Source organism: Delftia sp. NA_296.1 (assembly GCF_052692095.1).
Map to the genome: position 1 here is coordinate 779,040 of NZ_JBQZGF010000001.1, position 14,743 is coordinate 793,782.

Consider the following 14,743-nt stretch of genomic DNA (forward strand, 5'->3'; position numbering starts at 1 on the left):
CCATGTCATCCTCTGCATATAGCAAGTTCGGCAGCATTATCGAACGCGCCGATTTGCTGACAACTCAAGCTGGAAAGCACAGAAAAAAAACAGAACAACAAACTAAGCTCACTATTCTGCATGCGGGTCTAGCATATCAAGTTGCAGCGTGGGATGCTTATATCAAGGCTGTTTCCACGGAATATTTTTCTGTGACCGCATCGCCAACAGACCCTAGATTTTCATCAGTCCACAATATTCTACAAAATCAACTGACTATTGCTTTAAACAAGTTCAACACACCCAACAGTAACAATAGCCGTGATTTATTTATGAAATATATGGATTTTGATCCTTGGCCGAATTGGACAAATATGAAGTTCAACGGCGTTACATTGACCGCTTCGCTTCTGGTCAGAGAAAGGTTAGATGAGATACTAAAAATACGACACAGCTTTGCTCACGGCTTCAACATTCCCAGTTACACATGGAATACAGATAGTAATGGGAACGCCACATTAAACTGCGACATTCTAAAAAACACAAGGAAATTAATCACTGAGATTTGCGGCGAAACGGACAAGGCTTTATCAACTCACATTTCGCATCAACACGGCATACCCAATCCGTGGTGACGCGCGCAAGTGAACGATTAATGACGGCCAGTCGTTGAAAACTGGCTCAATGGTTAGAGGGAAACGAGGTGCCGCCACTACGTCCTTACTCATCCTCCGCGAACCGCCCAGCGTCCATGGCATCGCGCCGCTTCTTCGGCAGGTAGACCCCATCCTCGGCCTCCCGGATTCGCTTCTCGCGCATGCGCACGCTTTGGGCCAGCTGCATTGGCTGGATGCGGCGGCCGGGGTTCTTCTCGTTGAAGCGCTGGATGGCTTCCCGAGCCTCGCTCTTGCCCTCCTCGTCCTTGGCCATGGCCGCCATGGCGAACTGCTCCACCAGGGCGCTGCGCCGCGCCTGCAGTGCGCGGTCCTGGCCCACGATGGCGGACTTGCCTTCGTAGGCGTTGCGCACGCTGGACGGTGAGAACCCGGCCGCCTGGCCCCACAGCGCCGCAGCGTCCACCTCGTCCTGGACCACGATGCCGGTCTTGTCCTTGACGCCCTCGGTCTCGTAGCGCCAGGCCTTGAGGGGCCCGCGCAGCACGCTGGGCACCATAGATTCCAGCCCGCGCTGGTACCGGCCTTCGCTCATCTCCTGCACGCCCTTGAGCGCATTCGTGACGATGGCGGCGACCGGGCCCAAAGCTGCGGCCATTGCAGCATCGCCCAGGCGCTGGCCCTCCAGCCCCTCCTGCACGTCCGGCAGGATCAGCCTGTCCAGCCCCACGCGGCCCGAGATGTCCCAGGGCGTCAGGCGGGACAGGCCATGGGAGAGCACCTCCGCCGGCTTCTGCCCGAAGGCGTCTGCCAGCATGTTCTGCATGGCCACCTGTGCGTCCCAGGGCTCATCGTCATCGCCACCCAGCATCGAGGCCGCTGCCAGGAGCGTGGTCACCATGGGCAGGCCCAGCACGCCGGCTGCCATGGCATGCGTGGTCAGCAGGCCGGCCAGTGCCTTGCGCGCGGCGGCGCGGTCTTCGGGCTTGGCAGCGGCCAGGGCCTGCTGAGCGTTGCGCACCAGGGTGTAGACCATGTTCTGGCCGTACTGCTTGAACAGCAGCAGCACCCGGGCCACGTTGCCCTGCATGATGCGCGGGCGGTTGTTCGCGCTGTAGTCGAAGTGGCCGTCGTATGTGGCCTGCACGGCATCCTGATAGGCCTGCTGCTGGCTGGTGCCCGTCTCGCGCGCCAGGCGGTACGCAGCCATGAACGTCACCTGACGGTTGAACTTCTCGGCGTGGTGGAACATCCAGCTGGCCGCGTTCATGACCGGCCGCAGCTTGTGAGACACGTTGCGGTCCTCGCCCTGGGCGATGCCGGCCAGGTCGTGGGCCATGGTCACGTCGATGACGCCCGAGCGCACGGCCTCGTCGAAGGCGGCCTTCTCGTCCGGGCTCAGCGATCCGGTGATGTCGTTCTTGCCGCGCACCGCTTCCTGGCTGGCCTTCAGCAGCGCGGCGCCCGACTTGCGGAAGCCCCAGCGGGCGCCCATGACCGGGTAGGCCACCAGGGCGGTCTGGGTCAGGTTGACCATGGCCGAGGCTGGCGACAGGCCCAGGTGGAACATGAAGCCCACGCTGGTCAGTGCCGTGGACAGCGCATTGGTCTTCGGATTCATGGCCGCGTCGTGACGCTTGACCATCTCGTCGACCACCTGCTGGCCCTTCACCGAGTCGAAGCCGGCATCGCCCGCGCCCTGATCTACGCGCCGCTGCATCTCGCCGAGCTGGTCCTGCAGCTGGTCGCCATACCGGAGCTTGGCCAAGTAGCTGGCCCCGTGGAAGACGTTCTGGGCGAACGCGCGGCGCGCGTCCTGGCTGAAGCCGGCCGTGCCCTTGCGGTGGATGCCGTGCTTGGCCCAGGACAGGTCCGGCAGCGAGGACAGGTAGAGCTGGCCCAGCGCATCCTCCAGTTCGGCGCGCTGCTTGGCGTCCATGCCCTGCTTGTCCAGCACGCCATACAACTGCTCCATGAAGCCACGGCCCACGATGTCGCGCTCGGCCACGAAGTCCTTGGCCTTGAGCACCTTGCCCACGCTGAAGCCCTTGTCCTTGGGGAAGGCTGCGACCATCTGGCCGCGCATGGCATCCGCCTCGGCCATGGTCTCGGCCCGGCTGACGCTGGCAGTCTTGCCCTCGGCGTCCTTGACCACCACCACGTACTGGCCGAAGCGCGCCAGGGGGAAGTACACGCCCTTGATGTGCCCGAAGAACTCGTCGTCCATGCGCTTGAGCATGGCGGCCTTGCGGTCGCTGCTCATGCCGGCGCGCTCGATGCGCTCCTTGATGGCCGAGCGGACGTCACGCATGTGCTGGCGGTAGGTGTCCCGGGCCTTGGTGTAGACCTCGCGCGCCTCGGGCGTCAGAGCCTCGAAGCGGCGACGCAGCGCGCCATACTGCACGCGGTTGTCGTCGGCCACGTAGTCGGCGGCCGGGTCCATCTGCGCCAGGGTCGAGTCGTGCATCAGCTCGGCCAAGGCCCGCTCGTCGGACAGCTTGGCCCAGTTCTGGGCCAGTTGGTCCGCGCCGGCGCCGGCCTCGTTCTTGTCGGCATCCATCCTGGCCATGAGGTCGCTGTACGTGCGCAACTCGGGCAGCATGTCGCCGTACACGTCCACCAGCTGCCGGCGGCCCAGGAAGCCCAGGCCCAGGGGCCGCAGGTCCGTCGCCTTGTGGCCGGCCAGCTTCTTGACGTTGGTCGCCGTCATGGCCTGCAGCGTGGCGCCCACGCGCTGGCTCGCCGGGTTGTCGCCCAGGGTGCGGTAGCGCGCCAGGCCTGCTGGCCCACCAGCCGGCGCAGAGGTGCGGCCCTCGCCCGCGCTGTCGATGGCGCGCAGCACGAAGCGCTCGGCCTCGTTGTAGGTCATGTTGCGGATGCGGCCGGCCAGGCGCTGCATGCCCATGCGCTCGGCCACGCCAGCCAGCCAGTTGGCCAGGGCGCGGATGCGCAGGCCCATCCTGGTGCCGGCCTGCTGCTGGGCGCGCAGCTCTTGGGCCGCCACGGCCAGGCCCTCCTCGATGGCCAGGGCCTCGTAGCGGGCGGTCAGGTCGGAGCCATGCAAGCCCATGTCGCGCAGCACCTGCAGCTGCAGCGGCGCGTCGGGGGCCTGCTCTTTCCAGTCGATGGCATACTGCCGCACCCTGGCATCGCGCTTTGCCAGATCCAGCATGGCCTGCACATAATCGGAGCCTGGCAAGACATTGCGCACACCCAGGTGGAACATCTCATGAAACAGGGTCTCGACAACAGCGTCAGCACTGCGGTGGGCGGAAGCAACGATGACGATGCGGCCCTCCCCGGGTATCGCCGCCCCCATTACACCGTCGGGCGCATCGACCCCAAGCTCATCGCTCCGAAGCACGACACGAACTGGTGGCGGGGTCCGCAGGCCCGAAAGGGCATCGTCCACCGCCTTCTGGGCCTGCTCAAGCGTCAGGCCTGAGCCCGGCGGCACATCGCTGGTCGCGCTGAACAGCATCACCGAGCCGTCCTCGCCGCGGCGCGTGTCCACCGTCTGGAAGAAGCGGTCGAAGGCCTCGCGGACCTTGGGCAGCTCTCCAGCCGTCGGATAGGGATAGGCGCCCTCCAGCGCGAACGCACTGGCCGGCACCACGTTGGCCAGGAAGTCATTGCCAGCGCTCTGGTCCTGCAGTTTGCCGATCAGGTAGCTCTCGAAGGCCCGGGCCGACATCTCGCGGCCGGTGGTCCAGTAGTCCTTGCTGCGCCGGTCGTCCAGCTTGCGCGAGCGCTCCTGCATGCCCGTGGCGTTGATGGTGTTGCGCAGGTCGCGGAATGCGGCGCGCATCTCCTCGCGCACACCATCACCTCCCCGCTCGCCCTCCGTCATGAAGCCGGCACCGTCGCCGCGCTGGCGGGAGAAGTAGTTGTCGAGGGCATGCCACCATTCGTGACCCAGGGCGCCGGCTGCCTGGCGCTTGGTGAGATTGATCACCACCTGGCCCGGCTCGTAGTGCGCTGCTGCAGCGTCCACGCCGCCCGAGCCGCGCGCGCCGAAGGCCAGGCCCAGCCGGCCGCCCAGCGACAGTGCCCGGGGCGGCAGGTTCAGCACGCCGGCCATGTCCATCAGCGCGTCATAGGCCTGGTTCAGGTCCTGCTGCCGGCGCGGCCCCTCCACGTAGTTGCCGAACTGCACGCCACGGAAGCCGAAGGCATCCTGGAACTGCTGGGGCGACACGTCGGCGCCCTTACGGTAGTCCTCCCCGATGCGTGGCGCATTGCTGGCCGACCGCACGGGCGGCACGGCCTTGTACTCGGTCAGCAGGCGCTCCAGCTCGGCCTGGTTGTCGGCCAGGTACTGACGTGCGGCCTTGATGTCCTGGAAGCCCGTCTTCAGCTCAGCGACGTTGCGCCCGATCTTCTTGCCGATGAAGAAGGCGCGAGCGCCCCCGGCGCGCTTGGCGTAGATCTCGAACGTGGCGCCACGCGCCGGCGCATCCTGCTCGGCCGCCAACTGCGCTGCGCGGCGCTTGAAGGCCTCGATGGCCGCTTCGCGCGTGTCGCCCTTGGCCAGCTCGCGCGGCCAGGTCCCGAAGGCCGAGGCCTTGGCCTGGCGCGAGACCGTCCAGATACTGCGCGGCGGGTCGTTGCGCACACCGTCATACATGGAGTAGCTGCCTGCGTGCAACTCGATACCCTTCAGCGAACGCTCGTGGCCCAGGGCCTCGTACAGCGCCGCCTGGTTGGCGATGCCCGTGGGCAGGCTTGTGTTGTTCAGCTGCGTGCGCACCGCCTGCGGGTCGAGCCGGCCGGCCAGCAGCTCGTCGGCGAAATCGCGCAGCGTGGCCACGCGCTCGGACCAGCCGCGCAGCTTCCAGGAGGACTGGGGCTTGGTGGGCACGGCATCGCGCATAGCGCGCACCAGGGCCACGGTCGGGGGCTGGGTGCCGCCGTCCAGCAGCTTCTGGTAGTCGGGCTCGGGCCAGGTCTTGGAAAGCGGGTGCGCCTTCACGTCCAGCGCCTTGGCCTTGGCCATGCCGTCGGCGTAGGCCTCGGCATAGAGCATCTTGCGCGCGCCGATCAGGGTTTCACCGAAGTCCTCGATGCGGCCCTGCTGCTGGGCAGCGCGGGCGGCCGTTGAACTGGGGTTTTCCCGGCTTGGTGCAAATGTGGGATTTTCCCGTATTTGAGTCGGCGCGCCCTGGCCCGCGGCCACCGCCGTCCGGGCGGTCCCGGTGATGCTGGTTGATGCCGGATTTTCCGGCATTAAACCGCGACGGGCCTGCGCTACTGCTTCAGTAGCACCAACGTCAGCAGTTTCCTGCTGGCGCGCGGGCTCGCGCACAGACGGAGTGGCTTGCGTCGAAACTGCCGGCCCACCCGTTTCTGCTGCAGGCCGCGCAGCTCGCGCGCTGTCCGCAGCATCGATGTCGGCCACGATCTGCGCCAGGCGCTTGCCACGCGGCTCCAGGCCGAGGCCACGGGCCACGCGGCCGGCCTGCATGGCGTTGGTGCGCCAGTTCGCTGGCCGGGCGGCACTACGCTGCTGGCCCACGAACCCCAGGGACGGGTCGCCCTGGGCGGGCGCGGCTTCGTGCGTGCCGGTCAGCCCCTGGCGCTGCAGCTCGGCCTGCGCCTGCTCGCGAGTGGCGAACGGGCGGCCATCGGGCATTGTGATGGTGCTGGCCGGATCAACACCTATCTCGCGCGCGGGCGCATCGATGACTTCGGGGTCAGTCGTGGGCGCCGGCTGCGTGCCAGGCGCTGCCCCATCCTGCTGCTCGTCCAGCGGCGTGATGCGCGTCAGGTTGCTCAGGCCCAGGTCGGCGCGGCGCGCGCGCTCCGCCTCCACCTCCTGGCGCTGCTGCCTCTGCTGGTTGATCAGCGAGACGGCCTCGGCCCGGCTCTCGGGGCGCACGCCCTCGGCGCCGGCCACCATGCGGCCTGAGGGACCGGCCTCGAACCCCAGCACCGCAGGGCCAGTCTGGGGCACGGCGGCGCGCTGTTCCTCGGGCAGGCGCACCGTGGGCTGCACGTCGTAGCCCCGGCCGCTGGGGTGCGGCACCACGGACACGGGAATGCCGGCGGCGGCAGCCTGGCGGCGCAGGCCGTGGGCCTGGTCCAGGCGCAGCGGCGCGCCGGGCTGCAGCTGCTGCGCCAGGGCCAGCTGGTTGATCTGCTCGGCCGCCGGATCGGCTATCGCGGGTGCAGCTGCCGCCTCGAAGTCGATCTCATTGCCGAAAGCCTGGCGCTCGGCTGGGGTCAGCGTCAGCCGCTCATCCGGCCGGGCAGCGCGCGACGCCATGAGTTCGTCTGGAGAGAGCGTCGCATGCAGCGCCTGCGCGGCGGCCGCACGCGCGCCGGGGGCCAGGTTCTCGTCCAAGGCATCGGCCAGCAGGCGCCGGTACTGCGGCTGCCGTTCCGGCGAGATCACCTGCTCGATCAGCAGCGCGTACTCGGCCACGTCGGGCAACGGCCCGCGCGGCTCGAATGTCCGCAGGACGCGCCCCTGATCCATGTCGGTCGGACCCAGGTCCACCTCTGCGGCCGGCGCGGCGGCGGCCAGGTCGCGTGCTTCTGCCTCGCGCGCTGCTCGCACGCCTGCAGGGATGTCGCGGCCCAGGTCGGCCTCCACGATACGGGCGGCCCGCTGCTGCTCCTCGGTCATGCGCGGCATGGCTTCGGCCATGGTTTGCTGCGCGCTGACAGGTGCTGTTGCCACGGGCGTGGGCGCCAGGCCCAGGTCGCCGGCCATGAAAGCGGCCTTGGACAGTGGGCCGGCGTTGGGGTCGATAGCTGGTGCTGCCGCCGGCTCCGGCGCGGCGTCTGGGGCTGGCTCTGCAATCGGCTGCTGGCCCGGCTCACCCTGGGTCTGTCCGGGCACACCATGACCACCGCGCACTGCGGCGCCAGTACCGGCACCCAGAAGACCTCCGGCCACACCTTCGGCCACCGCCTGACCAGCCACACCCTGCCAAGTCGGCACCTCGCCGCCCTCACGCTGCTGGGCCACGTTGGACGCGAAGCGCTCCTGGCCACCCTGCACCGCCTCTGGCAGACCTTCGGTCACGGCACCCGTGGCCGCCCGCCGCAGCAGCGCCTGATTCGTAGCCCGGCCGGCCAGCGCACCGCTCACCAGCCGCTCCACGCCGGTCGTGCCCGTCACCAAGCCCAGTCCAGCGCCCAAGGCCACGTTGTCCGCATTCGGCCCCGTGTAGGCCTGTGCGCGGTCGGCAGCCTGGCGCGCGGCTTCCGGCGTGGCGCCCTGCTCGCGCTGCTGCTGCTCCACGGCTTCGTGGATGCTGCCCTTCACGGAGCCCGCGCCCTGGGCAGCACCCAAGCCCGCACCCAGCGCCGTGCGGGCTGCCGCGCTGCGGCCCACGGGCGTGAACATGGATGCCACGATGGGCACCACAGAGCCGGCAGCTTCTGCCACGGTGCTGACGGGTGCCTCAGCGATACCGCCCAGCTGCGCGCCGACCTCGCGCAGCACGGAGCCGGACTGCTCGGCCTCGCGGATGGTCTGTGCCCGCGCGGCTTTCTCGGCCTGCCGCTGGGAACTCAGCCAGCTCTGCACCGTGTCCTGCGCGCTGCCCAGCTGCTGGGATACAGCGTTGCCAGCGCCGCCGGCGTCAGCGATGGCTTTCGTGGCGCCCACGGCGCCACCGGCAAAGGCCGTGGCGATGTCCGCCAACTTGCGCCCGGTGCTGGCCGGCTTGACCACTTCGAATTGCGCCCAATCCACAGGCTCCGCTGCAGATGCAGAGCCACTGCCCACGGGCGTGTAATCGTTCCAGTTCACGTCCGCCATGGCTCAACCTCCCACCAGCACGGGCTGGCCATTCTTCACTTCGTAGAGCCGGCCATCCTTGCCGCGCACCATGCTGCCGTCGGGCGGCGTGGCCGCAGGCTGCGCCTGGGTTGGCATGCGCCGCATTTCCCCGGTGCGCTCGTTGACCGCGCCCAGAATGCTCTCGGTCTTGTTGCCCTGAGCGTCAGTACCGCCTTGCAGAGCAACAGACTTCCAGCGGTCCTCGCCGTCCTTGCCCAGCATCGTCAGCAGGCGTTGGCGGGCGCTGCGCTGCTCGGCTGGCGTCTGGGCGTTTTCCACTGCCTGCTGAGCCGCCTCGAGGCGGGCAGCAGAACGGCTCTGGTAGCCCGACGCGATCTGCTCCAGGCTCAAGCGACCACGAGCGATCTCATTGGAATCTGCCGCGCCCAATGCGCCGAGGGCTGCACGCTGGCTGGCCCCCTGCTGCTGAACGCCCTCGCGCTGCAGCGACCCGCGCTCGCGCATGCCTGCGATCTGGAGTGCTGGCTCTGCCTGGCGCAGCGCTTGGTCCGTGGCCAGCATGGCCCGGTACTCCTGCATGGCGGGATTGTTCTCGGCACCTCGACCGCCCCAGCGCCGCGTATTCATGATCGAGCTGGCCGAGACGGAGGCGTTGCGCAGGTCGTTGCGGGCCTGCCAGTCGTTGCCGCTGTGGCGCATCGTAGGGACTGACACACCAGGCGCGGGCGCGGCAGATCCAGTGGCCAGGGCCAGAAGCCGACCGTAGGCTTCATTGCCAGCGCCGTTGCCGGCCGGTTGGGCGGGCGCGGGCGTCGGAGCGGCGGCCGTAGCCCGCGAGGGCATGGCTTCGCTGGGCGGCCCCATCAGCTCGCCTTCGTTGTAGTGGCCCAGGTCAGCCGCACGGTTTGTTGCGGCGGGGGCAGCGTTTGCCGAGGGCACAGCAGGCCGCTCTGTGCTGCCAGCGCTGGAGAGCGAGGCTGCACCAAGGGCGGGTGCGGTGAACGCCCGACCGGCGGCGATAGCCGCGTTCGCGGCCCCCACCTCACGCGCCGCACTCAACGACTGGGCGGCAGCGCCCACCATGCGCCCTGCCTTAAGCATGGACCCTGCAGCTGGAAGCGCATTCGCCGTATTCAAAACATTGCGCCCCAACTCTGAATCCCAGACGCTGTCCTGCGAGCCGCGTGCGACGGGCGCCGCTTGGTACCCATCCGTGGGGATTTGTGCCACACGCTCTGCAAGGCTGCGCAGCCGGCCCCCCTGGTCGTCGGCCTTGACCAAACCGCCGTCGGCGAATCCTGATCGCGGCTGCGTGCCATACAGAGGGCGAGGCTGTGTGCCAGTGGCGGTGGGCTGTTGGTACTGGGGTAGGCCCGGCACGCCGGGCTGCTGCGGTGCGCCAGGCGCTGGCACTGCTGCAGGCTGGTTCATCGCATTCAGCCTTGCCTGCGCGGCATCACGGTCTCTGCTCGGAACGATGGAGCTGGCGGTGACTTCGAGGTTGCGCTGCGCGTTGCGTGCTGCCCAATCCATTGGCGCGGCCGGTGCCGGTGCTGGTGTGGCAGCGGCGGGAGCTGCAGGTGTAGCGCCAGTAGATGCTGCTGGCTGAGCACCCGGCGCCGCAGGAGCAGGAGCGGCGGCCGGCGGAGGCCGCATGCCCGGGTTCTCGCTGTAGGTTCCACCAGGCGCGCGACCGTTGATGGTGATGTTTCCGCGAATGTCGGTGCCGCTGTAGCTGTTGCCGGCGCGCGTCACAGCGCTGGGATCGTCCACCAATCCGCCGTCTGCGTAGTGGTCAGCTTGACTTTTGCCCGTGGGAGTGTGCGTGCTGGCCACCAGATCGCGCAGGCTTTTCACGCCCACCTTCTTCACCGTGTCGGCGGGCAGTACGAACTCGCCGTCAGAGAGTCGGGCCTGAATCGAGTCCGACGTGGAGGATCCCGGGCCGCGCACATATCCATCGCGGCCCATATGACGACTTTCCACAAGAGCCCGCAGCCCTTGGGTCGAAGATGCATGCGTGGAGCGCATAGAGATTGCCTTTCGAGTTACTCCAGGCAGTCTCTTCTTCAGCGAGTCAATCGCCAAACCCTACACGAGGGTTGGTACGATTGAGGGAGGAGGATAGTAGATGGACCTGAACACAACTCTTTCTGTTATTGCTGCAGTCATTGCCTTGGCTTCATTAGTCGCTACGCTGGCGCAATTCAAAGAAGACGCTTGGAACAATCTGAGACGGTGGGGAAAAAGAGCGATTGACGGAGTAATATTGGCCTTTTCACTTATCTCTCTCTTCAATGGATCGCTAGGAATTTATCTCTTCTGGAGAGCCGATGGGATTCCAACAAGAAATGAAATTCTCGGTCTTTTTATTTTCCTCACCAACATCGGAATTGGACTTTGGCTGTTGAATTCACTCGGCAATGCGAGAGTCCGGGAAAGGAAGGCGAGCAAAGAGCTTGCCTTGTCAGCATCCAAAGGTTAGGTCACCAACTACTCCGAACCAATGGCGGCCGGCGGTCTCTGTGCTTGCGCTGCACATTCGCATCGGGCCGCTCGCCGAAGGCCTGCTCGAACAGCGCGAGAGACGTGGCAGCCTTCGCCGGGTCGAAGGCGTCCGCGTCTTGCTTGAGATATGCCCGGTGCAGCACCCAATCCATCAGGCGTGTGTGGAAGCGCTCATGGATCTCGGGCTGGGCCTGGGCGTTGCAGGGATCGATGGGCTTGAGCGCGCCACGGTAGACGGTCAGCGCGATTTCTCCAGCCTCAACAGGCGTGGGCACCAGCCTGATGCGTGGCGTGCCGCGGCTGTTGGCCCCATCGAAGACCCAGTAGCGGGGCATGCCGGAGCGGGTCTCCCAGGCGCCATAGGTGCAGTCCAGCCCCTCGATACTGGTTTCCTCCAGCACGCGGCCGCGAAAGGCCAGGCGCTTGACCTGCAGCACGCTGCGGTGCAGGTCGTAGGAGGATTTGCCGGGCTCCAGGGCAATGGCGCACACGGCCGGCGTGGCGCGGTCCTCGATCAGCTTGGCCCGTTCGCACGCCTCCTGCACGGCCTCGTTCAGGTACTCGACGATGTCTTCCGTGGACCAGAACGGCGGGTCGGCCGTGTCGCGGACTGCTTCACGGAAGCGCCGGATGATGTCTTCGACCCGCATGGCTGCTTACGCCTGGGCGTCGCCGCCGAGTTCGGCGAAGACCTGGTCGGCTTCCTCGCGGGAAACCGGGAAACCTGTAACGGCCTTCAGGCGCACGAGGTTGGGCTTCCCGTCGCCGGTGAAGTCATCCTTGCTGCCGCCCGCAATCATGACCTGCAGCGCCTCGCGGATGGCCAACTGGCGCGCCAGGATCTGGGTTTTCACCTCGGCGGTACCGCCTTCGACCAGCACGGCACCACGCGCCATGGCTTCACGCTGGAATCGCTGGGGCACATCGATGCCCTCGGGCGTGGCCGGCACCACCATCGTGTGGCCGGATGTCAGCGAGACGGGGAGAGGATCAGTGCCGGGGGCACGGAATTTCATGGAGTTCATGGTCTTGTCCTTTCGGAGAAAAGGCCCGGCGGCACGTGGCCACCGGGTAAAGGGCCCTTTCAAGCTCTGGCCACCGAGAAAGAATCAGGCCTGCGTGAAGGCCGAGCGGCCCGGCACGTAGTACTGGATGGAGATGCGGGCCTGGCCGGCCATGGCAGCCGCGCCGGCCTGGGCCAGCAGCACCTTGAGGCTCTGGGCCGTGGGATGGCGGAAGCCGGTGATGGTCAGCGCCGTGCGGCCTGCGGTCTTCAGGTCGATGGGCGCAGCGGTGTAGCGGTCGTCGTCGGCCGTGTCGCCCAGCTTCAGCGTGGCGCTCGCCGCCGAGTTCCAGGCCGTCAGCACGGTGACATCGCCGCCGACCAGGATGGCGTTGCCAGGCAGGTCGAATGCCGGTTCGGCAGCGCCATAGGCGACGGGATCAGCAAAGCCGATGTCCAGATAGGCGACGATCAGCTCCTGGCGCGAGGGGTTCTTTTTGATGGGCATGGTGCGCTCCTTCAACAGCAAAGGGAGAGAGCACCGGGACCGGCAGGCCCCGGCGAGAGGCCTGCTTACGGCAGGTAGTGGTCGATGGTGAAGAGGCCGAAGTCCTCGACCGACTTGTTGTAGATCGAGTAGAACTGGGGCTTGAGGAAGCCGACCAGCTTGTCGATGTTCAGGCCCACCTGGCTGTTGTATTGGAACGTCTTCTCGTCCCAGTCGCCAGGGCCCAGATCCGCCATGCCCAGGGCCTGGGCACCGCAGACCAGCGTACGGGTGCCGTTGACGTTGCCGCCCGCGCCCCACTTCTGGCCGGCGGCCGCACCCTTGGTGTTGTAGACCAGGTTGAACTCGTGGATCACGGCACCGTCGAGGGTGACGGTCGCGCCTGTGAAGAAGGGAGAGTTCTGGCCATCCTTTGCCGCCACGGCCGTCACTGCCTCACGATAGGCCTGATCCTGCTTCAGCAGGCCCAGCGTACCGGGCTGCACGAACACCACGTAGTGAGGCTTGCCACCAGCCATCAGCGGCTTGATGCGGTTCTCCTTCGCGTAGGTGGTCGCCTGAACGATCATCTTGTAGTTGGGCACGAACGACGATGCAATGGCGCCAGTGTTCGACAGATCGAGGCCCGAGCCGTCCCACATCAGCGAGCGCTTGGCGCTGGGCGGGCGCACGTCGGCCGCGAAGTCCAGGCTGGGGAAGACCGAGCCGGCATCGCGCCGGGAGCCGTCGTTGTTGAACTCGTAGCTGATGCCCGACATGGTCAGGAATGCCAGCTGGTCGCAGCGGTTGGCCAGCCAGTAGGACAGCTTGTCGCGGCCCTGCTGGCGGAAGTTGATGGTGCTGCGCTGGTCGGACAGCTTGCCGGTGTTCTTCACGCCATGGCTCAGCAGGTCATACGTGATGATCTGGCTGTGCGACTGCATGGATTCTTCGTTGCCTTCGCGCTCGTTGTCGCCGCGAACGCCGTCGCCGACCAGGTCAGCCACCAGCTGGATCACGCAGGCCTCGGCGCCCTTCTCGTTCTTGGTCAGCTCCTTGACCACCTGGATGATGTTGTTCTCGCCCTTGCCCGCGAACTTCTTGAGAAACATCAGGTCGCGCGCGGCGCCCCAGGTCTCACGGGCCCAGGCCAGCTTCTGGACCGGGGTCAATGCAGCAAAATTGGTTTCCATTTCATGCTCCTGGAAGTTGGTTCACTTTTCGGGACATGACGCCGCCCAGTTGCGAGAGACATGGCTTTGGGGGGCCAAGGGCGCCAGGCAGCTTTACGCCCGCCCAGGGCGACAACCCGTTGAGACTGAGCCGGCAAGGTGGGTGAGGCCTTGCCGGCTGGTTGAGCCGCGCTCAGTCGCCGCGAAGGCGTTTGCGCTCAGCCTCGGGAAGCTGCATGTATTCGTCGTCGGTGATCTTGGTGGGATCAATCGCCGCCGCCGTGGAGCGGTTTCCAAGGCCGGCCTGCACGCTGGGTGGCTGGAGCATCGAGTGCTGGGCCCCGCGTCGTGCGGCTCGCTCAGGGCGTATATCAACAGAACCACCCTCCCCCTGGATACCCCCAGGGGGGTGACCTGCCGGCGCGAAACGCGGCGCGATGGTCTGGACTGCTTCTGTCATGGCCTGGTGCAGGGGCATGCCGCGGCTGGTCTTGAACGCCACGGAGGCCTCGATGAGGTCCATGGCCTCCGCGCCCTCGGGCTCCTCGAGCCACGGATAGGCCTGGATCAGGCTCTCCACGGTCTCGGTGGCCCGTGCCTGCGCCGCGCTGGCGGCGTTGGCTTGGCGGTAGCGTTCGAAGGCAGCATCCTCGATGGCCGCGTTGATCTGCATGCGCAGCTTGGCGGCCTCCTTGGTGTCGCCGTCCAGCATCAGCTGCGCATACTGCTCCTCGGCCTGAGCGACATCGAGCTGCCGGCGCTCAGCGGCCGGTGCTGGTGCAGCGGCAGGAGCCGCCGTCTGGACCGGCTGGCCGCCGCGCAGCTGAGCCAGCTCAGCCTCCAGCGCTGCAGCACGCTCCAGCGCGGCCTTGCGCTCGTCGTTCACCTCGTTGAAGCGGGCCCGAGGGATGCCACCGCCGCGCGTTCCCTGCCCGCCAAGGCCCTCGTCTTCGGCACCGTGCGCAGCGTCAGCACCGGCGGGCGGCTGGCCACCGCCACCCCCCTCTCCGCCTTCGCTGGCCACCAGAGCCTGCAGGGATTCCTGGCTCAGGTCGTCGCCGTCCAGGTCGCCGCGCAGCTTGCGGCGCTCTTCTTCGGGCAGGGCCAGGTAGTCGTCGTCGGGATCCGCCACGGCAGTATCGGTGCCGGTGGTATCGGTGCCCTCTTCGCCAGCAGGGGCCATGTAGCGGAACAGGATCTTCTTCAGCAGCGGGTTCATGGTTCTTC

General features: G+C 66.9%; 9 protein-coding genes. 2 read left to right on the top strand and 7 right to left on the bottom strand.

The genetic code is table 11. The annotated features are described in order from the left end of the window. Positions 1 to 2 precede the first annotated feature (2 nt). Complete coding sequence (locus ACUTR7_RS03670; protein ID WP_445608148.1) at positions 3 to 614, top strand: HEPN domain-containing protein; 612 nt, start codon at positions 3 to 5, stop codon at positions 612 to 614. An 85-nt stretch (positions 615 to 699) separates the two neighbouring features. Here the strand turns inward: ACUTR7_RS03670 and ACUTR7_RS03675 are convergent, their stop codons facing one another. Next, positions 700 to 8,364, bottom strand: a complete 7,665-nt coding sequence (locus tag ACUTR7_RS03675; protein ID WP_445608149.1) for a PLxRFG domain-containing protein — start codon at positions 8,362 to 8,364, stop codon at positions 700 to 702. Between the two features lie 3 nt (positions 8,365 to 8,367). Further along, positions 8,368 to 10,377: a hypothetical protein gene (locus ACUTR7_RS03680; RefSeq protein WP_445608150.1), complete on the bottom strand. Its 2,010-nt coding sequence runs from the start codon at positions 10,375 to 10,377 to the stop codon at positions 8,368 to 8,370. Between the two features lie 100 nt (positions 10,378 to 10,477). Here ACUTR7_RS03680 and ACUTR7_RS03685 point away from each other — a divergent pair, with 100 nt between their 5' ends. Beyond that, positions 10,478 to 10,831, top strand: a complete 354-nt coding sequence (locus tag ACUTR7_RS03685; RefSeq protein ID WP_445608151.1) for a hypothetical protein — start codon at positions 10,478 to 10,480, stop codon at positions 10,829 to 10,831. Position 10,832: 1 nt separating this feature from the next. On the opposite strand, the gene ACUTR7_RS03690 is transcribed toward ACUTR7_RS03685, so the two are convergent. From ACUTR7_RS03690 to ACUTR7_RS03710, 5 genes are all read right to left on the bottom strand, one after another. Then, a complete protein-coding gene (locus tag ACUTR7_RS03690) occupies positions 10,833 to 11,504 on the bottom strand; it encodes a phage adaptor protein (RefSeq protein WP_445608152.1) in 672 nt (223 codons plus the stop codon). Positions 11,505 to 11,510: 6 nt separating this feature from the next. Next, positions 11,511 to 11,879 (bottom strand): hypothetical protein, encoded by a 369-nt coding sequence (locus ACUTR7_RS03695; RefSeq protein ID WP_445608153.1) that lies wholly within the window; start codon positions 11,877 to 11,879, stop codon positions 11,511 to 11,513. An 84-nt stretch (positions 11,880 to 11,963) separates the two neighbouring features. Further along, complete coding sequence (locus ACUTR7_RS03700; RefSeq protein ID WP_445608154.1) at positions 11,964 to 12,365, bottom strand: hypothetical protein; 402 nt, start codon at positions 12,363 to 12,365, stop codon at positions 11,964 to 11,966. Between the two features lie 65 nt (positions 12,366 to 12,430). Continuing rightward, positions 12,431 to 13,537: a N4-gp56 family major capsid protein gene (locus tag ACUTR7_RS03705; protein WP_244387305.1), complete on the bottom strand. Its 1,107-nt coding sequence runs from the start codon at positions 13,535 to 13,537 to the stop codon at positions 12,431 to 12,433. A gap of 172 nt (positions 13,538 to 13,709) precedes the next feature. Further along, a complete protein-coding gene (locus ACUTR7_RS03710) occupies positions 13,710 to 14,735 on the bottom strand; it encodes a hypothetical protein (protein WP_445608155.1) in 1,026 nt (341 codons plus the stop codon). Positions 14,736 to 14,743 lie beyond the last annotated feature (8 nt).